This is a genomic window from Streptomyces sp. NBC_01428, assembly GCF_036231965.1.
Classification (GTDB): domain Bacteria; phylum Actinomycetota; class Actinomycetes; order Streptomycetales; family Streptomycetaceae; genus Streptomyces.
This window is the reverse complement of record NZ_CP109499.1, coordinates 4,916,072-4,940,334: the sequence shown is the minus strand read 5'-3', so window position 1 is coordinate 4,940,334 and position 24,263 is coordinate 4,916,072. Positions and strand designations below refer to the sequence as shown.

At 69.2% G+C, this 24,263-nt stretch carries 11 protein-coding genes and 3 rRNA genes; 4 read left to right on the top strand and 10 right to left on the bottom strand.

Annotated elements, in window-relative coordinates; all coding sequences use genetic code 11:
• Positions 1-12: 12 nt before the first annotated feature.
• Complete coding sequence (locus OG406_RS21435) at positions 13-567, bottom strand: GNAT family N-acetyltransferase (protein WP_329187240.1); 555 nt, start codon at positions 565-567, stop codon at positions 13-15.
• A 151-nt stretch (positions 568-718) separates the two neighbouring features.
• On the opposite strand from OG406_RS21435, the gene OG406_RS21430 reads away from it, so the two are divergent.
• Entirely contained in the window at positions 719-1,480 is a 762-nt protein-coding gene (locus tag OG406_RS21430; protein ID WP_266614888.1) for a CDP-alcohol phosphatidyltransferase family protein, read from the top strand.
• A gap of 155 nt (positions 1,481-1,635) precedes the next feature.
• Here the strand turns inward: OG406_RS21430 and rrf are convergent.
• From rrf to OG406_RS21410, 4 genes are all read right to left on the bottom strand, one after another.
• Positions 1,636-1,752, bottom strand: a 5S ribosomal RNA gene (gene rrf / locus OG406_RS21425).
• A gap of 86 nt (positions 1,753-1,838) precedes the next feature.
• Positions 1,839-4,962: ribosomal RNA gene (locus OG406_RS21420) — 23S ribosomal RNA — on the bottom strand.
• A 315-nt stretch (positions 4,963-5,277) separates the two neighbouring features.
• Positions 5,278-6,803, bottom strand: a 16S ribosomal RNA gene (locus OG406_RS21415).
• Together the 16S, 23S and 5S rRNA genes form the textbook arrangement of a ribosomal RNA operon.
• 651 nt (positions 6,804-7,454) lie before the next feature.
• The gene (locus OG406_RS21410; protein WP_164369504.1) at positions 7,455-8,003 is read right to left on the bottom strand and encodes a MarR family winged helix-turn-helix transcriptional regulator; all 549 of its coding nucleotides are present in this window, start codon (positions 8,001-8,003) and stop codon (positions 7,455-7,457) included.
• Positions 8,004-8,187: 184 nt separating this feature from the next.
• Between OG406_RS21410 and OG406_RS21405 the strand changes: the two genes are divergently transcribed.
• Positions 8,188-9,462: an MDR family MFS transporter gene (locus tag OG406_RS21405; RefSeq protein ID WP_329187238.1), complete on the top strand. Its 1,275-nt coding sequence runs from the start codon at positions 8,188-8,190 to the stop codon at positions 9,460-9,462.
• An 88-nt stretch (positions 9,463-9,550) separates the two neighbouring features.
• Here the strand turns inward: OG406_RS21405 and OG406_RS21400 are convergent, their stop codons facing one another.
• From OG406_RS21400 to OG406_RS21390, 3 genes are all read right to left on the bottom strand, one after another.
• Entirely contained in the window at positions 9,551-10,366 is an 816-nt protein-coding gene (locus tag OG406_RS21400) for a class I SAM-dependent methyltransferase (RefSeq protein WP_164369502.1), read from the bottom strand.
• Between the two features lie 130 nt (positions 10,367-10,496).
• The gene (locus tag OG406_RS21395) at positions 10,497-12,152 is read right to left on the bottom strand and encodes an ATP-binding SpoIIE family protein phosphatase (protein ID WP_329187235.1); all 1,656 of its coding nucleotides are present in this window, start codon (positions 12,150-12,152) and stop codon (positions 10,497-10,499) included.
• Positions 12,153-12,282: 130 nt separating this feature from the next.
• Positions 12,283-13,647 (bottom strand): NAD(P)/FAD-dependent oxidoreductase, encoded by a 1,365-nt coding sequence (locus OG406_RS21390; RefSeq protein WP_326842851.1) that lies wholly within the window; start codon positions 13,645-13,647, stop codon positions 12,283-12,285.
• A gap of 372 nt (positions 13,648-14,019) precedes the next feature.
• Between OG406_RS21390 and OG406_RS21385 the strand changes: the two genes are divergently transcribed.
• A complete protein-coding gene (locus tag OG406_RS21385; protein WP_266614895.1) occupies positions 14,020-14,793 on the top strand; it encodes a TetR/AcrR family transcriptional regulator in 774 nt (257 codons plus the stop codon).
• Positions 14,794-15,109: 316 nt separating this feature from the next.
• Positions 15,110-17,272 (top strand): sigma-70 family RNA polymerase sigma factor, encoded by a 2,163-nt coding sequence (locus OG406_RS21380; protein WP_266847795.1) that lies wholly within the window; start codon positions 15,110-15,112, stop codon positions 17,270-17,272.
• 175 nt (positions 17,273-17,447) lie between these two features.
• On the opposite strand, the gene OG406_RS21375 is transcribed toward OG406_RS21380, so the two are convergent.
• Positions 17,448-20,939 carry a BTAD domain-containing putative transcriptional regulator gene (locus OG406_RS21375; protein ID WP_329187231.1) on the bottom strand — a complete coding sequence of 1,164 codons (3,492 nt, stop codon included), beginning with the start codon at positions 20,937-20,939 and terminating at the stop codon, positions 17,448-17,450.
• A 408-nt stretch (positions 20,940-21,347) separates the two neighbouring features.
• Positions 21,348-23,453, bottom strand: coding sequence for an asparagine synthase-related protein (locus OG406_RS21370; RefSeq protein ID WP_081218178.1), 2,106 nt, complete (start codon positions 23,451-23,453; stop codon positions 21,348-21,350).
• Between the last annotated feature and the right edge of the window lie 810 nt (positions 23,454-24,263).

Below are 24,263 nucleotides of genomic sequence, written 5' to 3'. Positions count from 1 at the left end.
GAGGGCGCTCCGTCACTCGCTCCGGGTGATCACGAACTCCAGCTCCAGCTCCCCGGTGTCCCCGGGCATCGGCACGGTGTTCCCGGTGGGACGGAAACCGGCCTTCCGGTAGAACGCCTCCGCCCGGCTGTTCTTCTCGTGGACGAAGAGCCGTACGCGCTCCAGTCCGATCCCCCAGGACCACACGAGAGCGGCGTCGAAGAGTGCCTGGGTCACCCCGGCCGCGCTCCCCCGGTGCTCGGGCCGTACGAAGACCCCCACCAGATGTCCCTGGCTCTGCTCGGTGACCTGCCCGAACGGGTCGACCGACCCGGCCTCCTCGACCAGAACGGTCACGGACCCGCCCCACGCTCCGTCCTCGCCGACCGCGACGAGCTGCTGCCGCTGCTCGACGCCCACGGCAGCGCCGGCCGCCCGCTCCTTCCAGAAGCCGTCGGCCTTGGCGGACGCGTCCTCGTAGGTCTCCAGGAACGCGAGATGAGCGACGGGGTCCCGGAGTGCGTCGAGCCTGAGCTCCTTCACCTGGCGCCACTCGTCGGGCCATATGGAACGGATCACGTGGGTCATGAGGGTCACGGTAGTACGGCGCCGCACCATCGCTCACCCGGATATCCACCCTGCCGAACGCCGTCTGCCCACCCCCCGTCATGCTCTTCCCTTGTACGACAGCTCCAGCCAACAACCGCTACAGCATCGGCTCGTCAGGGAGAAACACCGCATGGCCAAGGTCCAACTCGAGGAACTCCGCACCGTCATTCATCCCGAGGGCAAGCTGGACAGCAGGGCCGAACACTGGGCCGGCCGCCTCTACATGAGGTCCCTGTCCCTCCGGGTGACCCTCCGGCTCGTCGACGCCCGTATCTCGCCGAACCAGATCACCGTGATCATGGTGGCCGCGGGTGTCCTGTCCGGAGTCGCCCTGATCCTGCCGGGCCTCGGCGGCGCGGTCCTCTCCGTCCTGTTCATGCAGCTGTACCTGCTGCTCGACTGCGTGGACGGTGAAGTGGCGCGCTGGCGGCGCCAGTTCAGCCCGCTCGGCGTCTACCTGGACCGGCTCGGCGCCTACCTCGCCGACGCGGCCGTCATGGTCGGCATGGGCATCCGGGCCGCCCAGCTCGGTCTGGACCCCTACCTGGTCGCGGGGCTCGCGGCGGCCGTCGGCGTCCTGCTGCTGAAGTCGTCCTCGGACCTCGTGCACGTGGCACGCTCCGACAGTGGCATGCAGAAGGCCACCGATCAGTCCGTCGTCCCGCGCTCCAGCGGTCTCGCCAACGTCCGCAGGCTCGCCTCGGCCGTCGGCCTCCACCGCCTGGTCAACGGCATCGAGTGCACTCTTCTGCTGCTCGTCACCGCGGTCGTCGACCTGGCCCTCGGCGACCTGACCGCCACCCGCGTCGCCACGATCGCCGTGACGGCGATCGTCTGGCTCCTGGTGCCGGCCCACATCGTCTCGATCGTCGCGTCGTCCCGCCTGAAGTAGCCGGAAAACAGGAATCGGGGGCGGTCTCCATAAGGAGACCGCCCCCCATTCCTTCGTCTTTCTCAATTCACCGACGCCCGGCCGTACGAAAAAGGCCCTGGAACGCAGAAAACCCCCGTACCGGTATCCCCGGCACGGGGGTCTTCTCAAAAATTGTTCGGCGGCGTCCTACTCTCCCACAGGGTCCCCCCTGCAGTACCATCGGCGCTGTGAGGCTTAGCTTCCGGGTTCGGAATGTAACCGGGCGTTTCCCTCACGCTATGACCACCGAAACACTATGAAACTGTCAACCGGAGCCGTGGCATAGCTACGACGGTTGTTCGTGGTTTCAGAACCAACACAGTGGACGCGAGCAACTGAGGACAAGCCCTCGGCCTATTAGTACCAGTCACCTCCAGCGGTTACCCGCCTTCCAGATCTGGCCTATCAACCCAGTCGTCTACTGGGAGCCTTAACCCCTCAAGGGGGTGGGAATACTCATCTCGAAGCAGGCTTCCCGCTTAGATGCTTTCAGCGGTTATCCCTCCCGAACGTAGCCAACCAGCCATGCCCTTGGCAGGACAACTGGCACACCAGAGGTTCGTCCGTCCCGGTCCTCTCGTACTAGGGACAGCCCTTCTCAATATTCCTACGCGCACAGCGGATAGGGACCGAACTGTCTCACGACGTTCTAAACCCAGCTCGCGTACCGCTTTAATGGGCGAACAGCCCAACCCTTGGGACCGACTCCAGCCCCAGGATGCGACGAGCCGACATCGAGGTGCCAAACCATCCCGTCGATATGGACTCTTGGGGAAGATCAGCCTGTTATCCCCGGGGTACCTTTTATCCGTTGAGCGACGGCGCTTCCACAAGCCACCGCCGGATCACTAGTCCCGACTTTCGTCCCTGCTCGACCCGTCGGTCTCACAGTCAAGCTCCCTTGTGCACTTACACTCAACACCTGATTACCAACCAGGCTGAGGGAACCTTTGGGCGCCTCCGTTACTCTTTAGGAGGCAACCGCCCCAGTTAAACTACCCATCAGACACTGTCCCTGATCCGGATCACGGACCCAGGTTAGACATCCAGCACGACCAGACTGGTATTTCAACGACGACTCCACCATGGCTGGCGCCATGACTTCAAAGTCTCCCAGCTATCCTACACAAGCCGAACCGAACACCAATATCAAACTGTAGTAAAGGTCCCGGGGTCTTTCCGTCCTGCTGCGCGAAACGAGCATCTTTACTCGTAGTGCAATTTCACCGGGCCTATGGTTGAGACAGTCGAGAAGTCGTTACGCCATTCGTGCAGGTCGGAACTTACCCGACAAGGAATTTCGCTACCTTAGGATGGTTATAGTTACCACCGCCGTTTACTGGCGCTTAAGTTCTCAGCTTCGCCACCCCGAAGAGTGACTAACCGGTCCCCTTAACGTTCCAGCACCGGGCAGGCGTCAGTCCGTATACATCGCCTTACGGCTTCGCACGGACCTGTGTTTTTAGTAAACAGTCGCTTCTCGCTGGTCTCTGCGGCCACCCCCAGCTCACCGAGTAAATCGGATCACCAGTGATGGCCCCCCTTCTCCCGAAGTTACGGGGGCATTTTGCCGAGTTCCTTAACCATAGTTCACCCGAACGCCTCGGTATTCTCTACCTGACCACCTGAGTCGGTTTAGGGTACGGGCCGCCATGAAACTCGCTAGAGGCTTTTCTCGACAGCATAGGATCATCCACTTCACCACAATCGGCTCGGCATCAGGTCTCAGCCTTAATGTGTGACGGATTTACCTATCACACGGCCTACACCCTTACCCCGGGACAACCACCGCCCGGGATGGACTACCTTCCTGCGTCACCCCATCACTCACCTACTACCACCTTGGGCCGGCGGCTCCACCACTCCCCTCAACTCCGAAGAGATCAGGGCGGCTTCACGGCCTTAGCATTAATGGGCTCGATGTTTGACGCTTCACAGCGGGTACCGGAATATCAACCGGTTATCCATCGACTACGCCTGTCGGCCTCGCCTTAGGTCCCGACTTACCCTGGGCAGATCAGCTTGACCCAGGAACCCTTAGTCAATCGGCGCACACGTTTCTCACGTGTGTATCGCTACTCATGCCTGCATTCTCACTCGTGAACCGTCCACCACTGCCTTCCGGCGCGGCTTCACCCGGCACACGACGCTCCCCTACCCATCACAGCGGGCGTTGGCCCTATTGCTGCAATGACACGACTTCGGCGGTACGCTTGAGCCCCGCTACATTGTCGGCGCGGAATCACTAGACCAGTGAGCTATTACGCACTCTTTCAAGGGTGGCTGCTTCTAAGCCAACCTCCTGGTTGTCTGTGCGACTCCACATCCTTTCCCACTTAGCGTACGCTTAGGGGCCTTAGTCGATGCTCTGGGCTGTTTCCCTCTCGACCATGGAGCTTATCCCCCACAGTCTCACTGCCGTGCTCTCACTTACCGGCATTCGGAGTTTGGCTAAGGTCAGTAACCCGGTAGGGCCCATCGCCTATCCAGTGCTCTACCTCCGGCAAGAAACACACGACGCTGCACCTAAATGCATTTCGGGGAGAACCAGCTATCACGGAGTTTGATTGGCCTTTCACCCCTAACCACAGGTCATCCCCCAGGTTTTCAACCCTGGTGGGTTCGGTCCTCCACGACCTCTTACAGCCGCTTCAACCTGCCCATGGCTAGATCACTCCGCTTCGGGTCTTGAGCGCGCTACTAAATCGCCCTATTCGGACTCGCTTTCGCTACGGCTTCCCCACACGGGTTAACCTCGCAACACACCGCAAACTCGCAGGCTCATTCTTCAAAAGGCACGCAGTCACGACGCACCGAGTAAACTCGATGCGCGACGCTCCCACGGCTTGTAGGCACACGGTTTCAGGTACTATTTCACTCCGCTCCCGCGGTACTTTTCACCATTCCCTCACGGTACTATCCGCTATCGGTCACCAGGGAATATTTAGGCTTAGCGGGTGGTCCCGCCAGATTCACACGGGATTTCTCGGGCCCCGTGCTACTTGGGTGTCTCTCAAACGAGCCGTTGATGTTTCGACTACGGGGGTCTTACCCTCTACGCCGGACCTTTCGCATGTCCTTCGTCTACATCAACGGTTTCTGACTCGCCTCACAGCCGGCAGACTGTGAAAGAGAGATCCCACAACCCCTTGCATGCAACCCCTGCCGGGTCTCACACATACAAGGTTTGGCCTCATCCGGTTTCGCTCGCCACTACTCCCGGAATCACGGTTGTTTTCTCTTCCTGCGGGTACTGAGATGTTTCACTTCCCCGCGTTCCCTCCACACTGCCTATGTGTTCAGCAGTGGGTGACAGCCCATGACGACTGCCGGGTTTCCCCATTCGGAAACCCCCGGATCAAAGCCTGGTTGACGGCTCCCCGGGGACTATCGTGGCCTCCCACGTCCTTCATCGGTTCCTGGTGCCAAGGCATCCACCGTGCGCCCTTAAAAACTTGGCCACAGATGCTCGCGTCCACTGTGCAGTTCTCAAACAACGACCAACCACCCATCACCCCCGGTTACCACCGGAGTTCACTGGGGCCGGCACTGAAGGCAGCCAACAATCGGCCGTACCTTCAGACACCCAACAGCGTGCCCGACCCTCTTCCTGCTTCCCTCATTCTTTCCACGCCCCGAAGGACAGTACTCGAAGGAGAAGACAGTCAAGAGTGCCGAATAATCAACGTTCCACCCATGAGCAACCACCGTCGAACGTATGCCGACGTAATGGCCCTGGACCACCAAGCAAGCTTGGCGGCCTAGATGCTCCTTAGAAAGGAGGTGATCCAGCCGCACCTTCCGGTACGGCTACCTTGTTACGACTTCGTCCCAATCGCCAGTCCCACCTTCGACAGCTCCCTCCCACAAGGGGTTGGGCCACCGGCTTCGGGTGTTACCGACTTTCGTGACGTGACGGGCGGTGTGTACAAGGCCCGGGAACGTATTCACCGCAGCAATGCTGATCTGCGATTACTAGCAACTCCGACTTCATGGGGTCGAGTTGCAGACCCCAATCCGAACTGAGACAGGCTTTTTGAGATTCGCTCCGCCTCGCGGCTTCGCAGCTCTTTGTACCTGCCATTGTAGCACGTGTGCAGCCCAAGACATAAGGGGCATGATGACTTGACGTCGTCCCCACCTTCCTCCGAGTTGACCCCGGCAGTCTCCTGTGAGTCCCCATCACCCCGAAGGGCATGCTGGCAACACAGAACAAGGGTTGCGCTCGTTGCGGGACTTAACCCAACATCTCACGACACGAGCTGACGACAGCCATGCACCACCTGTACACCGACCACAAGGGGGGCACTATCTCTAATGCTTTCCGGTGTATGTCAAGCCTTGGTAAGGTTCTTCGCGTTGCGTCGAATTAAGCCACATGCTCCGCTGCTTGTGCGGGCCCCCGTCAATTCCTTTGAGTTTTAGCCTTGCGGCCGTACTCCCCAGGCGGGGAACTTAATGCGTTAGCTGCGGCACCGACGACGTGGAATGTCGCCAACACCTAGTTCCCACCGTTTACGGCGTGGACTACCAGGGTATCTAATCCTGTTCGCTCCCCACGCTTTCGCTCCTCAGCGTCAGTAATGGCCCAGAGATCCGCCTTCGCCACCGGTGTTCCTCCTGATATCTGCGCATTTCACCGCTACACCAGGAATTCCGATCTCCCCTACCACACTCTAGCCTGCCCGTATCGACTGCAGACCCGGGGTTAAGCCCCGGGCTTTCACAACCGACGTGACAAGCCGCCTACGAGCTCTTTACGCCCAATAATTCCGGACAACGCTTGCGCCCTACGTATTACCGCGGCTGCTGGCACGTAGTTAGCCGGCGCTTCTTCTGCAGGTACCGTCACTTTCGCTTCTTCCCTGCTGAAAGAGGTTTACAACCCGAAGGCCGTCATCCCTCACGCGGCGTCGCTGCATCAGGCTTTCGCCCATTGTGCAATATTCCCCACTGCTGCCTCCCGTAGGAGTCTGGGCCGTGTCTCAGTCCCAGTGTGGCCGGTCGCCCTCTCAGGCCGGCTACCCGTCGTCGCCTTGGTGAGCCACTACCTCACCAACAAGCTGATAGGCCGCGGGCTCATCCTTCACCGCCGGAGCTTTTAACCCCCACCCATGCAGGCAGGAGTGTTATCCGGTATTAGACCCCGTTTCCAGGGCTTGTCCCAGAGTGAAGGGCAGATTGCCCACGTGTTACTCACCCGTTCGCCACTAATCCACCCCGAAAGGCTTCATCGTTCGACTTGCATGTGTTAAGCACGCCGCCAGCGTTCGTCCTGAGCCAGGATCAAACTCTCCGTGAATGTTTTCCCGTAATCGGGACGACACCACGAGAGCGGAACAACCGGTCGGAATAGGACCGGTCGTTCACAGCGTCCTCGCTGTGCGCCTACCCCAAGGGGCAGGACTTTTTTCAAAGGAACCTCGTCCCGGCCGATCGGCCGGAGACGGGGTATCAACAAATCTGGCGTTGATTTTTGGCACGCTGTTGAGTTCTCAAGGAACGGACGCTTCCTTTGTACTCACCCTCTCGGGCTTTCCTCCGGGCGCTTCCCTTCGGTCTTGCATTTCCGACTCTATCAGACCGTTTCCGTATCCGATTTCCTCGGCGCTTTCCAGGTTTTCGCTTTCGCGTTTCCCTTTCCGGCGAGTCCGACTCTATCAGATCCTTTCGGGCCTGACCCCCAGTCAGCGGGGCTTGTCCTCGCGGCTGTTGGGCCGTTCCGACGTCCCAAACTTTAGCGGATCCTCCCGGCAGTTCCTAATCGGGCTGCCAGGCCCAAATCGAATTCAATTCGGGCACGCCGAATTGAATCCCGGTGGGAGATCGTACTGAAGGTTTGGGTGCCGCATCCGCGGCGGATGTGTTGTCGCGGAACCGTTCCGGCCCCGTGGCAACTCGAAGAACCTTACGGATCCGGGGAGGCAGTGTCAACCCTCCCCTGTCAAGATCTTTAATCGAGGTCGCTGAGCCGGCCGCCGGCGTCCGGCTGGGCGTCCTCCACCCTGCGCAGGAGACGGGTCAGCACCTCTCCCAGTACACCGCGCTCCTTGGTGGAGAGGTCCTGGAGCAGGTCCTCCTCGAAGACCGTGGCCATCCGCATCGCCTCCAGCCACTTCTCCCGGCCCTCGTCCGTCAGCTCGACGATGACGCGGACCCGGTTCGACTCGTCCCGCTCCCGGGTGACCAGGCCCTCGCCGACCATGCGGTCGATGCGGTGGGTCATGGCGGCGGGGGTCAGGCCGAGCCGCTTGGCCAGTTCGCTCGGGCCCAGGCGGTACGGGGCACCCGCGAGCACGAGGGCCTTGAGGACCTCCCACTCGGCGTTGCTGATGCCGAGTGCGGCCGTCTGCCGGCCGTAGGCGACGTTCATCCGCCGGTTCAGGCGGGACAGCGCCGAGACGATCTCCTCGACCTGGGGGTCCAGGTCCTGGAACTCGCGCTGGTACGCGGCGATCTGTTCGTCGAGTGTCGGCTCGCTGACGCCGGGGGTGTCGCCCATGGCCCGAGTATGGCACGGCACCGCTTGGCGTCGAAGTCCTTCGAGGTGTACAGTTCAATATCTAACTTTAGCTTCGAAGTCTTCAGGCCTGCATCCATGCGGGGGAACGCGTCTCCTGGACGCTCCCGTACGGACGTGGGCCGCGACGGCTTCTCGATCAAGGCAGGTGAAAGTGACCAGGGCGATGGGCGCAGCGATGCGCCGGATCCACGTGGGCAACGCACTCAGCGCGTTCGGGCTCGGCTTTACCGTCCCCTTCCTCTACGTCTATGTGGCGCAGGTGCGGGGACTCGGCTCCATGACGGCGGGCATCGTGCTCGCCGTCTTCGCCGTGGCCGCTCTCGTCGTGCTGCCGTTCGCCGGGCGGGCGATCGTCCGGCGCGGCCCGCTGCCGGTCCTTCTCGTCGCCCTGGTGACGGCCGCTCTCGGGGCGCTGAGCCTCGGGCTTGCGAGCGGCGCGACGACCGTACTGCTGTCGGCTGCGGCGCTGGGTGCCGGTCAGGCCGTGATGCAGCCGGCGCTGGCGACGATGATCGTGGACTGCTCGACGGCGGACACGCGGTCGCGGGCGTTCGCGATGCAGTTCTTCCTGCAGAACCTCGGTCTCGGGGTCGGCGGTCTGATCGGCGGGCACATCGTCGACACCAGCCGTGCGAGTTCGTTCACGCTGCTGTTCGCGATCGAGGCGGCGATGTTCCTGCTGCTGGCCGTGATCGTGGCGACGGTGCGGATGCCGCATGCGCCACGGATCGGCGAGGGTGCGCCGCAGGGCAAGGGAGGCAGCTGGAAGCAGCTGCTCGGCAACCGGGCCATGGTGCAGTTGTCCGTGCTGGGCTTCGTGCTGTTCTTCGCCTGCTACGGCCAGTTCGAGTCGGGGCTCTCGGCCTACGGTGTCGAGGCGGCCGGGATCTCCACGTCCGCGCTCGGTACGGCGATGGCGGCGAACACGGCGATGATCGTGGTCGCGCAGTTCGCGGTGCTGAAGTTCGTGGAGCGTCGCAAGCGGTCCCGTGTGATCGCCGCGGTCGGGCTGATCTGGGCGGTCGCCTGGCTGGCGGCCGGTTACGCGGGGCTCGGGCACGGCAGCCAGACGATGGCCACGGCCGCCTTCGTCTCGACGTACGCGCTCTTCGGGCTCGGTGAGGCGATGCTGTCGCCGACGGTCGCGCCGCTGGTCGCCGATCTGGCGCCGACGGGCATGGCCGGTCAGTACAACTCGGCGTTCGCCCTGGTGAAGCAGCTCGCGCTGGCGGTGGGTCCGGCGGTGGGCGGTCCGATGGGGGCGTCGCTGCACGGCCCGTACGTTGTGGTGTTCCTGCTGTTCTCGCTCGGCATCACGGTGCTCGCCGTGCGGCTCGGGCGGCAGCTCACGCCGGTGCAGAACCAGCCGTGGCTCGCGAGGAGCCGGGTGGTCGCGCAGGGCGGGGCTCCGGCCGAGCCGGTGCCCGCGAGCGCCTGACCGCCGGGCTGCGGGACGGACGCGGACCACGACGGCCGCCATCACGAAGGGACGTGATGGCGGCCGCTTCGTGTGTGCGGGAGGGGTGTCAGCGGATGCCGGTCAGCAGGTTGGCGGTGAAGGGGAGGGTGGCGGTGCCGTCGGGGGCGGTGTGGCCGGCGAGTTTGGTGTGGACCGCCCGTCCCGCGCGCAGGAGCGCGTCCTCGCCCGCGGTGTCGACGATCGCCTGCCCCCAGGATGTGGACGAGAGCTGGCCGGGGGCGTACGCGTCGAGGGGCGGGAAGGGGATGCCGAAAGTGATCCGGTGGACGGCGACATCGTGGAAGCCGGCGCCTCGCAGGGCGGCGGAGAGCCGTTCGGAGGTGCCGGAGAACGCGCCCTCGTAGTCCTCCGCGAGTTCCTTCCCGCCGTGTTCCTCGACCGCTTCGTACTGGGCGGCGAAGTACGGGATGAGTTCTCGGGCGGCCCACGCGGTGGCGGCGAAGCGGCCGCCGGGGCGCGTCACGCGGGCCGTCTCCGCGAAGGCCGCGTCCAGGTCGGGAAAGAACTGGACGCCCTGCTGGCACACGACCACGTCGAAGGCCGCGTCCTCGTAGGGGAGCCTTTCGGCGGGGGCGACGGTGAACTCGATGTCCGGATACATGCGGGGCGCGCGCTCCGCGGCCACGCCGATCATGCCGGTGTTGATGTCCGCCCCCGAGACCCGGCCGGCGGGGCCCACCCGGGCGGCCGCCGCGCGGGCCGCGAAGCCGGTGCCGCAGGCCAGGTCGAGCACCGTGGCTCCGGGGTAGAGGTCGACCGCGTCCAGGATCGCTTCCACGAAGGGCGCCATGAACGGTGCCGCGTACCGCTCGTAGCGCTCGGGGGCGCTTCCTTTGAGCTGAAAGCCCGATTCATCTGCCATGGGGAGCTCTTAGCACCGGGTGCCGCGCTCGGCCAGGGGACGCACGGATGTTTCCGGGTGGCCGTCGGTGAGTGTCCGGGCGGACGCGGGGTGCCGGTCCGACGGGCGGTCTCGGTTTCCGGCGGGCGCTTCAGCTCCCGGCGCGTGGGAGGGCGAACTCGCACCAGACCGCCTTGCCGCCGCCCGGTGTGCGGCGGGAGCCCCAGTTGGAGGCGATCGTGGCGACGATGGCGATGCCGCGGCCCGCCTCGTCCGCGGGTTCGGCGCGGCGGCGGCGCGGCAGGTGGTCGTCGCCGTCGGTCACCTCGATGATCAGGCGGCGGTCGGTACGGCGCAGCCGCAGGCGCATGGGCGGGGTGCCGTGCTGGAGTGAGTTGGCGACGAGTTCGCTGGCGGCCAGCACACCGAGGTCGTGCAGCTCGGCCGGGAAGCGCCAGCTGGTGAGCACGCCGGAGGCGAAGGCACGCGCGCGTGGGGTGGCTTCGACTCCGCCGAGCAGTTCCAGGGCCGCGTTGCGGAAGAGTTCGCCGTCGGGGCCGGTGCGGGACGGGTGCTGGAGGACGAGGACGGCGACGTCGTCGTCGTGCTCGGCGGTGACGCCGGCCGCGCGGACCAGTCGGTCGCAGACCACCTGGGGGGTTCCGGTGGCGCCGGCCAGGGCGCGTTCCAGGGACGCGATGCCCTCGTCGAGGTCTTCGTCCCGGCGCTCGACCAGGCCGTCCGTATAGAGGACGGCCGTGGAGCCGGGGCCGAGGGGGACCGAGCCGGAGGCGTGCAGCCAGCCGCCCGTGCCGAGTGGCGGCCCGGTCGGTTCGTCGCCGCGGTGTGTGGTGCCGTCCTCGTTGCGGACCAGGATCGGCAGGTGGCCCGCGGACGCGTAGACCAGCCGGCCCTCGTTCGGGTCGTGGATCGCGTACACGCACGTGGCGATCTGGTTCGCGTCGATCTCGGTGGCGAGGCCGTCGAGGAGCTGGAGGACCTCGTGGGGCGGCAGGTCGAGGCGGGCGTAGGCGCGGACCGCGGTGCGGAGCTGGCCCATGACCGCGGCGGCGCGGATCCCGCGGCCCATGACGTCGCCGATGACGAGCGCGGTACGGCCGCCGCCGAGGGTGATGACGTCGTACCAGTCGCCGCCGACCGCCGCTTCCGTGCCGCCGGGCAGGTAGGTGGCGGCGATGCGCAGGTCGTCGGGCTCCTCCAACTCCTGGGGGAGCAGGGAGCGCTGGAGGGTGACGGCGGTCTCGCGCTGTTGGCGCTCGCTGGCGCGGAGCCGCTCGGCGGCCTCGGCGTGGTCGGTGACGTCGGTCGCGAAGATCAGGACGCCTCCGCCGTGTCCTTCCGGGGAGCCTTCGACGGGGGTGCAGGTGAACGTGTACGAGCGGCCGGTCGACACCTTGCGGGACTTCACCGTGCGGGACTTGGCGCTGCGCAGGACCTGGTCGAGGAGCGGCAGCAGGCCCAGCTCCTCCAGTTCGGGCAGGGCCTCGCGCGCGGGCTCGGCGGCGGGCCGGGCGCCGAAGGCGGCGATGTACGCGTCGTTGACGTAGGCGACGCGGTGGTCGGGGCCGTGCACGAGGGCGACGAGCGCGGGGACGCGGTCGAGGACCTCGCGCACGGGGAGTTCGTCGACGGCGAGTCCGGGTGGCGCGTCGTCGGTGAGCTGCTCGGCCCGGGCCGCGGGCACGGCGCCTTCCCCGCGCCGGTCCGGGACGGCCGTGTGCTCGGTCCGCGCTGCGGCGCGGCGCTGCGTTCCGGGGAGCCGGGCGCTCCAGCGCGTGAAGTTCACAGTGGGGAAAGCCTCGTGTTAGAAGGGCGAGCGGTGCACCCGCCCAAAGTCGTGGACCAGTCTGGCAGTCTGACCGACCGGGCCGACATCCTTCAGACGCCGCCCCAGCCGGTGGAGTTCCTGCGTCCGGTCAGGACGACCCCTTCGGGTCGGTCGGAGGCTTTCCACCGGCCGCGAGTTCGAACTCCGCACGGGGGTGTTCGAGTGAGCCGAGGGACACGATCTCCCGCTTGAAGAGGCCCGCCAGGGTCCATTCGGCGAGCACACGGGCCTTGCGGTTGAAGGTGGGCACCCTGCTGAGGTGGTAGACGCGGTGCATGAACCAGGCAGGATAGCCCTTCAGCTTGCGTCCGTAGACGTGTGCGACACCCTTGTGCAGGCCGAGGGAGGCCACCGAGCCGACGTACTTGTGGGAGTACGTCTCCAGGGGTTCGCCGCGCAGGGTGTGCGCGAGGTTGTCGCCGAGGACCTTCGCCTGGCGCACGGCGTGCTGGGCGTTGGGCGCGGTCTCCTTGCCGGGCTCCGCGGTCACGTCGGGGACGGCGGCGGCGTCTCCCGCCGCCCACGCGTGCGGGGCGCCGTCGACGGTCAGCTGAGGGGTGCACAGCAGCCGGCCGCGCTCGTTCAGCGGGAGGTCGGTCGCGGCGAGAACCGGGTGGGGTTTCACGCCGGCGGTCCAGACGACGGTGCGGGTCGGGAAGCGCGAGCCGTCGTCGAGGACGGCGACCCGGTCGGCGCAGCTGTCGAGGCGGGTCTCCAGGCGTACGTCGATGTTGCGGCGGCGCAGCTCGGTGACGGTGTACTTGCCCATCTCCTCGCCGACCTCGGGGAGGATGCGGTTCGAGGCCTCCACGAGGATCCACTTCATGTCCTCGGGCTGGATGTTGTGGTAGTACCGCGCGGTGTAGCGGGCCATGTCCTCCAGCTCGCCGAGCGCTTCGACGCCCGCGTATCCGCCGCCCACGAAGACGAAGGTCAGGGCGGCGTCGCGGATCGCGGGGTCGCGGGTGGAGGAGGCGATGTCCATCTGCTCGATGACGTGGTTGCGCAGCCCGATGGCCTCTTCGACGGTCTTGAAGCCGATGGCGTACTCGGCGAGTCCGGGGATCGGGAGGGTGCGGGAGATCGAGCCGGGCGCGAGCACGAGTTCGTCGTACGAGATCTGTTCCTCGCCGGCGCCCTCCTCCGCGGTGGCGAGGGTGGTGAGCGTCGCGGTGCGTTTGGCGTGGTCGATCGAGCGGGCCTCGCCGATGACGATCCGGCACTGGTCGAGGACCCGGCGCAGCGGAACGACCACGTGGCGCGGGGAGATGGAGCCCGCGGCGGCCTCCGGAAGGAACGGCTGATAGGTCATATATGGGTCGGGGGAGACGATGACGATCTCGACGTCGCCCCGTTTCAGTTCGGCCTTCAACTTTCGCTGGAGACGCAGAGCGGTGTACATCCCGACGTAGCCGCCGCCGACAATGAGAATGCGCGCACGTTCCTTCACCATCCCATGACGCACCCCTGTCCGGAGTTTGTCCACAGCCCCAGCAATTTGTGTGACCGGTCGCGGACAACGTACGGACTTGGCCGATTTGCCGGAGTCCGCAGGAGAAGGCCAGGTCACGGTGGGCGAGGGGGGTACTCGGAGGGGGCGCAACCGGGACGTACCCGGCCCGTACTCCGATCGGGGGGCGCTCCGTGCGGAACCTGCCCCTTCTGAATTGACCCTCACTCAACTATGTTCGTGTGTCGACGGGGTGTAGGGGGATGCGCTCGGTGGGTCCGCACGAGGGCCCGCGCACAAGCTTGTTCCGCACGCTCCGGCTATCAATGGCGGGGAGAGTCTCCGGGGGGAGACGTCATTACCGGGGGAACGCTTATGCACATTCAGGACTCTCATTGGTCGACGGCTTCTGCCATCGCACCCGGTGGCGCGGTCGGCGCGGCGGGCGGGAACGGCCGCGGTCCGGTGGACGGATCGCGCACGACACCGCTGCGTGTGGACGCACAGCGCAACCTTGAACACGTACTGCGCGCGGCACGCGAGGTCTTCGGCGAGCTGGGCTACGGCGCGCCGATGGAGGACGTCGCGCGTCGCGCCCGGGTCGGCGTCGGCACGGTGTACCGGCGCTTCCCGAGCAAGGACGTCCTGGTGCGCCGGATAGCCGAGGAGGAGACCTCCCGGCTGACCGACCAGGCACGCACCGCGCTCGGCCAGGAGGACGAGCCGTGGTCGGCGCTCTCGCGCTTCCTGCGGACGTCGGTGGCCTCGGGCGCCGGACGGCTGCTGCCCCCGCAGGTGCTGCGGGTCGGCGTGCCGGAGGACGAGACGGAGCCGGACGGGGCGCGGGTGCCGCAGCAGCGGTCCCAGCTCACGCCCGAGCTGCGGCTCGTCGAGCAGCGGCCCGCTCCCGAGGACGAGGTGATCGCGGCGGTGGACGACGCCGGCGCGGCCACGCTGCTCGAGGTGGTCGGCCGGCTGGTCGACCGGGCGCGCGCCGCGGGTGAGTTGCGCGCCGACGTCACCGTGGCGGACGTGCTGCTCGTCATCGCGACGGCGGCGCCCTCGCTGCCGGACCCGGCCCAGCAGGCCGCGGCCTCGGCCCGGCTGCTGGACATCCTGCTGGAGGGTCTCCGTTCGCGTCCGGCGTGATCCGCGCCGGGGCCACCCCGGCGCACCCACGCCGTCCGCACGGACGGACGCCCGCACGCTCGCTCCGCCGGTACGCGCAGGGACTCCCTGCGCGTACCGGGAGCTTCCACCCCTATCCGGTCATCTCGGTGCGGGACGTCAACTCCCGGCAGCAACGCGGCCGTTGACCATTCCCCGAACGGGTGACGGTTAGTACTGCCGAGCGGCAAATCCCCTCGGACGAGTGGTTGGTCCGTACGAACAGGCCCCGCTTCAGGAGCATGTGGCACTCTGTCCCGGTATTCGGGTCCGAGTGTGCAGGCGGGGGCTTTCCGCGATGAGCGTTGACGGGCGGGACGAGTCCCTCGGTGACGGTGGCGCCGACGGCGACACGGAATCCGGCGGCGCATCCCCGCACCAGGTGCCGAGTCAGGGCGGCCCGCGCGGCGGCGGCACCGCCCACATCCCTCCGCCCGGCCCGCCGTCCGACGCCGCGCCCGATCCGGGAACCGGCACCCCGGGAACCAGCACCGGACCTGCTTCCACGACCGGCCGCACGCCCGGCCCCGGCCCGGCATCCGTCCCCGGACCCGCGGCAGCCCCTGGACCAACACCCGTCCCCGGACCGGCTTCCGGCAGCGGCCCGGCGTCCGGGAGCAGACCCTCCGGAGCGGGCGCCCCCGACCCGAGCGTTCCTCCGCAGCGTGACCGGTTCGACCGGCGTGACCCCGGTGTGCTGCCACCCCCGGTGGAACTGCCGCCCCCCGACGCCGGTCTGATCGAGCGGATGCGCGCGGGCGACGACACCGCCTACGAGGAGCTGTACCGCCGGCACTCCGACGCCGTCCGCCGGTACGCCCGCACCTGCTGCCGCGACGCGCACACCGCCGACGACCTCACGGCCGAGGTGTTCGCCCGCATGCTCCAGGCCGTACGCGGCGGCAGTGGTCCCGAGCACGCCGTCCGCGCCTATCTCCTCACCACCGTGCGCCGGGTCGCCGCGCACTGGACGAAGTCCGCCAAGCGAGAGCAACTCGTGGACGACTTCGCGGTGTTCGCCGCCCAGGCCGCCCGCGGCTCCGAGGTCTCCGACGACGACACCCTCGACCTCGGTGCCGACGTCCGGGCCATGCACGAGGCCGAGCAGTCGATGGCCATGCAGGCCTTCCGTTCGCTGCCGGAGCGCTGGCAGGCCGTGCTGTGGCACACGGAGGTCGAGGACGAGTCGCCCAGCGAGGTCGCCACGCTCTTCGGCCTCGACGCCAACGGCACCCGCGTCCTCGCCAGCCGCGCCCGCGAGGGGCTGAAGCAGGCGTACCTCCAGGCCCACGTCAGCACCACGCTGACGATGGACGAGGAGTGCGCTCGCTACGCCGACCGGCTCGGCGCCTACGCCCGCGGCGGTCTGCGCACCCGTGCGGAACGGGGCCTGCGCAAGCACCTGGAGGAGTGCGCCAAGTGCCGCCTGGCGGCGGGCCAGATCAAGGAAGTCGCCAGCGGCATCCCCGCGGTCGTCCCGGTCGCGGTCATCGGCTGGTTCGGTGCCGCCGGGTACGCGAAGGTCATGGCGCTGATCGCCGGTGGCGTGGGAACGGGCGCGGCCGGAGCGGCGGGCGCGGCCGCCGCGGCGAGCGGCAGCTCGGGAGGAGCGGGCGCCGGCGGAGGCGCGGCGGCCTCCGAGGGCATCGGCGCCCCGATCAAGGCGGGCATCGCCGCGGGAGTCGTCGCGGTCGCCGCCGCGGCGGTGGCACTCGCCCTCGTCGGCAACGACAGCGCGGCCAAGCGGCCCGAGGCCCGGCCGGCCGCCTCGCCCGCCGTCGAGGCGCCGGTTCCCACTCCCGAGCCGCCCGAGAAGGCTCCCGCACCCGCGCCACCGGTCCTGAAGGCGCCCGCGCCCACACCGACCCCGCCCCCCTCGCCCCGGCCGAAGCCCACCCCGAAGCCGAAGCCGTCGCCCACTCCGCCGCCTGCACCGAAGCCCACGCCCACCCCTGCCCCCACTCCGCCGAAGCCCACACCGACACCCACTCCGCCACCGGCTCCGGCGCCACCACCACCGCCCGCTCCGGTCGTCTACCAGTGGAGCGAGCTGGAGTACGGCGTCGCGGGCGACCACACGAAGCCCGAGATGCGGCTGGGCCAGAGCAGTTGGGTGTGGCAGCGCAGCGGGGTGTCGATCGCGAACACCGACTACGCGCACGGGGTCACCGTCCACGGCAGGTCCTCCGTCACCATCGACCTCAACCGCAGCTGCACGGCGTACGACGCGATGGTCGGCGTCGACGACCTGACACTGGGTCTAGGCAGGATGCGTTTCGCCGTCTACGCCGACGGCTCCCCGGTCTGGCGGTCGCCCGTGATCGAGGGCGGCGACCGGGCGGTGCCCGTCCATGTGAACCTCACCGGTCACCGGACGATCCGGCTCGTCGTCGAACCCCGGAGTCCGTTCGCGTCGGCGGCGCTGGGCGACTGGGCGGAGTCGAAGTTCCTCTGCCAGTGACGCCTCCGCACCCGCACGGGCGACGGCCCGCGGCCGCACCGCTGCACGCCTCGACCGGCTGAACAAGCTGGACACATGCGGGACTTGGACCGGCCATGTCCGTTCGCCGTGCACCATGTCCGTTCGCCGCGCACCGCGTCCGTTCGCCATGCCCGTTCGCCGCGCGCCGCGTCCGCTAGTCCTCGGGATACTCCCTGAGCGCCTCGGCGAGGTCGCTCTGTGCCTCCGCCATGGTGTAGCCGGAGCCCTCGGCGCGCTCGGACTCGTACCGCTCGGGGCCGAGGGAGGCCCGTGCCGCTGCTTCGGTGCGCTCGGCCTCCGCGCGCTCACGGGCGGCCCGCGGAAGTCCCCCGCGCCAGGTGGTGCCGGCGGCCATCAGCCGGGTCGCGGCCGGGTGGGCGTCCAGCCGGCCGAGGAAGGCCGCCGCGGCTTCGACGAGACCGGCGACCACCACGTCGGCACACCGCTCGTCCACCGCCTCCCGCACGGCACCGCGCAGCTTCCGAAGGCCGTGCGCGGGACCGGACTCGGCCGCCGTGATCATCGCGTCGGACCAGTTCAGCGCGGCCATGAACTGCGGGGGCGGGGTGCCACGGGAGCTGTCCTCCCGCGCCTCCCTCCACAGCTCGCGCGCCAGCTCGGTCCGCCCGTCGTCGAGGGCGATCTGGGCACGCAGCATGTTGACGAACGCCCGGGAATCGATAACGCCGTACCGGTCGGCGGCGACGCTCGCCTCGTCGAGCAGGGACAGCGCCCTGACCTGATCCCCTGAGCGGTAGGCGACCTCGCCGAGCCGGGCCAGCAGGAACGGCGTCTCCGCGTACGCCCCCACCTCGAAGGCGAGCCGCAACGCCTCCGCGTACTCCCCGCGCGCCGCGTCGAAGCGGCCGCGCGCCATCGCGGCCTCACCGGCGGCGCTGCACACCTGGGCGCGCATCCAGCGGTCGCCGACCCGTCGGCTGAGCACACGCAGCTCCGCCAGGTCGTCGTCCACGCCGGCCATCCCGCCCGGGGCGTCGACGACCACATGCGTACGGAACATCAGCGCGACGCCGATCTCCCATTCGCCGCCGTACTCACGGCAGTTGGCGACGGTCGCGTCCATGGCGGCCCGCATGTCCTCCGCGGTGCCGAGGAAGAACGCCGCCAGCGGCCAGATGATCCCCGGCATGCGCGCGGCGTCCGGGCCTCCCTTCTCGAAGACGGCCCGCACCCGCTCCACGTACTCCCGTGTCCGCCCGTCCCCCCACTCGTCCAGCGGGACGGCGTCCACCTTCATGAACAGATGGAACATGCGCAGACGCATCCGCATGCGGTGCAGCGGATGCCGCTCGTCGCCCTCGGGGTCGTCGAGGAAGGAGGCGACGGGATCCACGCTCTCCAGCTCGGACAGGATCGCGTCGCAGGCGTTCTCGTGCGCGCGGCCCCCGGTCGTGGTGTCGAGCCATGCGCCGAGCTTCAGGACGAGGTCCATCCACTCCATTCCCTCGGTCCGGAAGTTGCGCAGCCACCAGAACCAGCCGATGGCGAGGACCAGGGCTCCGGCCTCCTCCTCGTCCTGCGCGACGAGTGAGCGGTGGAGCGCCGCCCGAATGTTGTCGAGCTCGGTCTCCAGGCGCCGCACCCAGGGGAGCTGGTCCCCCGAGCGCAGCCGCGGCTCGGCCTCCTCCACGAGGGACCGCGCCCAGCCGCGGTGACGCCGCTCGGCGGCGGCACGCAGCTCGGGTACCTCGGTGGCACGCTCACCGGCGTACTCGTGGATGGTCTCCAGCAGGCGGTACCACATGCCGGCCCCGGGGCCGGCCGCAGCACTGTCACCGCCCCGGCCGCCCGGCGCGGACGGACCGCCGTCTCCCCCGTCGAACCCCGCACGTCCCCCCGCCCCACTGTCCTGACCGCCGACACCGCCCTCACCGCCGTCACGGTCCTGCGAGTCGTAGGGCGTGGCGACGACGAGGGACTTGTCGACGAGCGCGCCGACGAGGTCGGCGGCGGAGCCGGTGAACACGGCTTCCGCGGCCGCCAGGTCCCAGCCGCCGGCGAACACCGAGGCCTCGCGCAGCACGGTCCGCTCCCGCTCGTCGAGCAGGTCCCAGGACCAGTCGACGACGGCGCGCAGGGTCTGCTGGCGGGGCAGCACCGTGCGGCTTCCGGAGGTGAGCAGGCGGAAGCGGTCGTCGAGCCGGTCGGCGATCTGCCGGGGGGTGAGCAGCCGCAGCCGCGCCGCGGCCAGCTCGATGGCCAGGGGCAGGCCGTCGAGCCGTCGGCAGATCTCGTCCACGGCCACCAGGTCGGGAAGCGCGGTCGCGGCGTCGGGACGGACGACCGCTGCCCGCTCCAGGAAGAGGCGGCGCGCGGAGTCGGGCAGCAGGGGCTCGACGGGACGCACCAACTCGCCGGGGACTCCCAGGGGTTCACGACTGGTGGCGAGGATCGTGAGCCCGGGGCAGCGGGTCAGGAGGGTCTCGGCTAGGTCGGCCGCCGCTCCGATGACGTGCTCGCAGTTGTCAAGGACCAGGAGTTGGCTGCGCGGGGCGCAGTACTCGACGAGCAGGGCGACCGGGTCGGCCTGCGCCGTCGTCATCTCGTTGGTGATCAGCGCGGTTTCGCGCAGACCGAGGGCGCTGACGACCGCGCCCGGGACCGCCTCGGGCCGGTCGAGCGGTGCCAGCTCGACCAGCCACGCCTGCGGAAGCCCGGCGGCGGCTTCCTCGGCGAGGCGGGTCTTCCCCGAACCGCCCGGTCCGGTCAGCGTGACCAGGCGGGCCCTCTGCACATCCGAACGGATCGCCCCGACCTCGGGTTCCCGCCCCACGAACGAGTTCAGCCGGGGACGGATGTTGCCGGTCCGCCGTTCCCGGGACGGATCCGCGAGGCCGAGCCCCGCAACGGCCCCGGCTGCCGAGGCACCGCCCGACCCGAGCCGCACGTCCTGCCGTCCCGCGGCGTCTCCCTGGTCCAGCAACGCCGCGTGCAGGGAGCGGAGTTCCGGCCCGGGATCCGTGCCGAGGCCCTCCGCCAGCGCGCGGCGCACCTCCTCGTACGCGGCCAGGGCGTCCGCCCCGCGGCCCGCCTCGTGCAGGGCCCGGATGAGCAGCACGTGCAGGGCCTCGTCGTACGGGTGGTCCGCCGTCAGCCCCTTCAGCTCCGGTACGACCTCCGCGGCGCGGCCCAGCCGCAGGTCCGCCTCGACGCGGCTGCGGGTCGCCTCCAGGCGCAGGGCCTCCGGACGGGTCGCCGCCGTACGGTCGGGGAGGTCGGCGAGGGCGGGACCGCGCCACAAGGCGAGGGCTTCGCGCAGCCGGGTCGCGGCGGTGGAGGCGTCACCCTGGTCGAGCGCGGTCCTGCCCCCCGCCACGAGTCGCTCGAACACGTGCAGGTCCACGTCGTCGCGGGCGGCGCGCAGGCGGTAGCCGCCCGGCTCCGAGGTGACCGCGTCCTTCCCGATGGCTCTGCGGAGGCGGCCGACCAGTGCCTGGAGCGCGGCCGGGGCGTCCTGCGGCGGGTCGTCGCCCCACACCTCGTCGATCAGGGTGTCCGGGCTCGTCGTGCGGGCGGGGTGGCGGGCGAGGGCGGTGAGCAGCGCGCGGACCCGGGGGCCGCCGACGGTGACCAGGGCCCCCCGGTCGTCCTCCACCTGGGTGACCCCCAGAATCCTGTACCGCACGCCCCCATTCTCACCGTCCCCCCGCCCCCAGGTCACGGCTTCCCCCCGGCGAGCCCGCCAGTGCCCCGCCACCCTCGGCCGAAGCCAGGGCTTCTTTCGCCCCCTCCGCCCCTACCCGACCCGTACCTGGGGCTCCGCCCCAGACCCCGCTCCTCAAACGCCGGAGGGGCTGCAATTCACGCCCGCACCCGGCACCCGACGAAAGGGACGCGCCCCGGCCAGTCGCTGCCCGCACCCGGCGTCCGACGCGAGGGGCCGTGCCGGTACATCACATGCCCGTCGCTTACGCCCGGATCGAGCAGCGGTCCGCTTCTCCACTCACGTCTGATTCAGCGGCGACGGGCGGATGTACTGGCACGGCCCCGACCCACCCACCGGACAGGAGCCGGAGCCGGAAGAGCAACCGCGTCAACGCCGCTGCACGACCGCCCCGGCTCCCGCCCCCAACGCCCGCCCCTGCGGCACGATCCCCGCCGGAACAGCGCGCTGGCGTGCCGGCGTCCCCGTCCAGCAGGTGCCGCGCCGCGCCAGCAGCCGCCGCAGCCACAGTTCGAGCGCCACCAGATCGGCCAGCCCGTCGAGCGGCAGCGGCGATCCCTCCGCGGCGGCGCGCAGCGCCTTGCGGACGACCCGGGCCTCCACCAGGCCCGCCTGCGCGAGCAGCGGGGTATCGAAGAGGTCGATCAGGGAGTCGGCGGCGACCCGCAGCCCCGTGCGCGCCGCCGCGGCGGCGGAGGCGTGGGACGGCGCACCCCACCCGGGGGGAAGATCCGCCACCCCGGCGCCCTCCAGCACCCTGCGCAGGATGGCCGCCCGCGCCCCGGGCTGCACCCGCAGCGCCTCCGGCAGGTCACGGCAGGCCCGGACGACCTGGTTGTCGAGGAACGGCGTGTGCAGCCGCTGGAAGCGGATCTCGGCGGCCTGCTCCAGGACGCGTACGTCCGCCGCGTGACGGGCGAGTGCGGCCCGCGCGCGGAAGTCGCCCGGCCGCTGTCCGGGGCCGACGTTCAGACGTCCCCCGCCGCCCTGCAGGCGAACCGATACTTCGGCCAGTGCCTCACCGGTCAGCCATCGCGCGGCGGGCCCGGGTCTGGCCCAGCTCAGCGCGGCGAGCGAGGCCCCCACCGCACCGCCGGGCTCGTCGAACCGCCGGTGCAGGAGGCGGTCGGCGAGGGCGTCCACCCCGGTGCGGTACGGCGTCCGGGCGAGTTTGCGGGCGGCGCCGTACACGCGCGCGGGGACCATCACCGAGCCGTCGGCCTTGGTCAACGCGGCGACGGGTCGCACCAGATGGCGCCGCTTGCGGTCCATCAGGAGGTCGGCGAGCCGCGCGGGATGTGCGTCGAGGACCTGCCGGGCGCCGTATCCGGTGAAGTGGTCGGCGCTGCCGGAGGCGAGCCGTGCCCGGTGCCGGGCCGCCGTCACCAGGGACGGCGCGGGCTCGTCGGTGAGGGGGCCCTCCAGATCGGCGTAGGGCAGCGTCTCCTCGCCCCCGGCGACGACCACGTGGTGCAGCCGGGGGTTCGCGGCGAGCGTCCCGGCCCGCTCCAGTTCGGCCTCGCGCCCCGGTACGGCGAGGTCGTTGAAGGTCACGGCGAGCAGTCGCTCACCGGCGCCGGTGCCGTGTCCGAGGACCGTGCCGGGCGCTCCGGGAAGTCCGGCGGCGAGCAGGGCGAGGGTCCCCGAGGCGGGCCCTCCGGAGAGGTCGGCGCCGATGCCCGGAACCGGCATCCCGCGCGCGGCACGCCGTTCGGCGGGGCCCATGCCGGGCACGGGTCCGGGGTCCACGTCGGTGCCGGGTACATGGCGGGGTGCCGAGAGCCGGGTGCGGACGGCCTCCACGAGGGCGTCCCGTACGGCGTCGACGGCGCGGTCGGGGTCGGCGGTGGGCGCGGCGACGGCGAGGGAGGCGACGGGTTCGTAGCCGGCGATCTCGCGGGCCCCGGCGCGCAGGATCAGGGTGTGGCCCGGCGGGATGCGCCGCACGCCCTCGTAGGGGGTGGAGTCGTGCACGGCGGCCGGTACGTCGGGCGCGGCGAGCAGGGCCGCGAGATGTCCGAAGTCGAGGTTGGCCTCGATGAGGTCGGCGAGCGGGAGCGCGGCGGTCGCGTAGGCCGTACCGCCCGCCCAGGGGGTGTAGAACACGGGCCGGGCGCCGGCTAGGTCACCGCAGACCGTGACCCGGCGGCCGACCTGGACGACCGCCGTGTAGCTCCCGGGCCAGTTGGTGAGGTGGCGGAGCGCCCCGCCGCGCGCGGCGAACAGCCCCACCCGGAGTTCCTCGTCGGAGGCGCCGCAGGTACCGAGGACGGCGATGCGGTTCTCGGGGTCGGCCTTCACGACGCGCACCTCGTCGGGGCGCCAGTCGCCCACGGCCCACAGCGGATCGGGGTCGCCCCACAGGAGTTGGGATCCCACCGGGTGCACGGTCTCGCCGTCGTTCCCGGTGGCGCCCGCCGAGCCGATCACAGGCGCTCTGGCGACGGTGCTGCTCCACCCCACCAACCATCGCATCGCCGCCTCCACAGGCTGTGGACAACCAGTGCACGTACGAACTCGGCACCATGCTGCCACGAAGGAAGCGTGAGGGAGGGCCCCTGCGGCGGCTTGCGCTCCCCGAAGTGCGCCCCCGTGCCGCCGCTCGCGCCGCCACGGGGTGCCACACTTCCGACAAATAGCCCCCGCGGAAGGGGACTTCACAGAGTGCCGTGTGGCCGGACCGCCACGCACCGCTGAATCACCTTCGGCGGCACCCCACTTGTGCCCAGCCCGGCCTCGCGTCGCCGTACGCATCCCGGCACTTAGGTCACCGGGCCGGCGGCCACCCCGGCCGGCCTCGCGGGCAACGCCCCGTCCGCACTCCGCACGTCACCCACCCCTGCGGAGTCGACGTGAATGCGCCCCCGATACGCTCCCCCAAGACGCCCTTAGCGCCCTCAACTGTGGTGGTGAGAGGGCTGATCACCCGCAGAACCGACCGTCGATTTTCGGCCAAATCGGCGCTCGATGGACACGTTCGGACACGCTCCGTACAGGCCCTGCGCACCGCTTCGGCAACGCACAGTCCGGGAGGCGGAGTTCGCCTCCCGGACCGGTCCGCCGCCCGCGGGGATGTAGGCGGCGGTGTCCCCCAGCCCACTGGATCCAGTACAGCGGGCCGACCCACGCACGTTCCATGGAAGCGCTCCCCCGATGGCCGGAGAAGAGCGCACGCACAGGCGCACGGCCACACACCAGGAGCACGCCGCGACCGTCCGTACAGTCGTACGGACCACAATCCCGCCAACCGGACCTACGCCCCTTAACGCTGGGGATCGGGCGAAC

What these genes read in the sequence shown, in the direction of transcription:
- OG406_RS21435 (WP_329187240.1), bottom strand. Translation starts at nt 567, where the DNA reads ATGACCCACGTGATCCGTTCCATATGGCCCGACGAGTGGCGCCAGGTG.
- OG406_RS21385 (WP_266614895.1), top strand. Translation starts at nt 14,020, where the DNA reads ATGCACATTCAGGACTCTCATTGGTCGACGGCTTCTGCCATCGCACCC.
- OG406_RS21400 (WP_164369502.1), bottom strand. Translation starts at nt 10,366, where the DNA reads ATGGCAGATGAATCGGGCTTTCAGCTCAAAGGAAGCGCCCCCGAGCGC.
- OG406_RS21370 (WP_081218178.1), bottom strand. Translation starts at nt 23,453, where the DNA reads ATGCGATGGTTGGTGGGGTGGAGCAGCACCGTCGCCAGAGCGCCTGTG.
- OG406_RS21410 (WP_164369504.1), bottom strand. Translation starts at nt 8,003, where the DNA reads ATGGGCGACACCCCCGGCGTCAGCGAGCCGACACTCGACGAACAGATC.
- OG406_RS21390 (WP_326842851.1), bottom strand. Translation starts at nt 13,647, where the DNA reads ATGGTGAAGGAACGTGCGCGCATTCTCATTGTCGGCGGCGGCTACGTC.
- OG406_RS21380 (WP_266847795.1), top strand. Translation starts at nt 15,110, where the DNA reads ATGAGCGTTGACGGGCGGGACGAGTCCCTCGGTGACGGTGGCGCCGAC.
- OG406_RS21405 (WP_329187238.1), top strand. Translation starts at nt 8,188, where the DNA reads ATGGGCGCAGCGATGCGCCGGATCCACGTGGGCAACGCACTCAGCGCG.
- OG406_RS21430 (WP_266614888.1), top strand. Translation starts at nt 719, where the DNA reads ATGGCCAAGGTCCAACTCGAGGAACTCCGCACCGTCATTCATCCCGAG.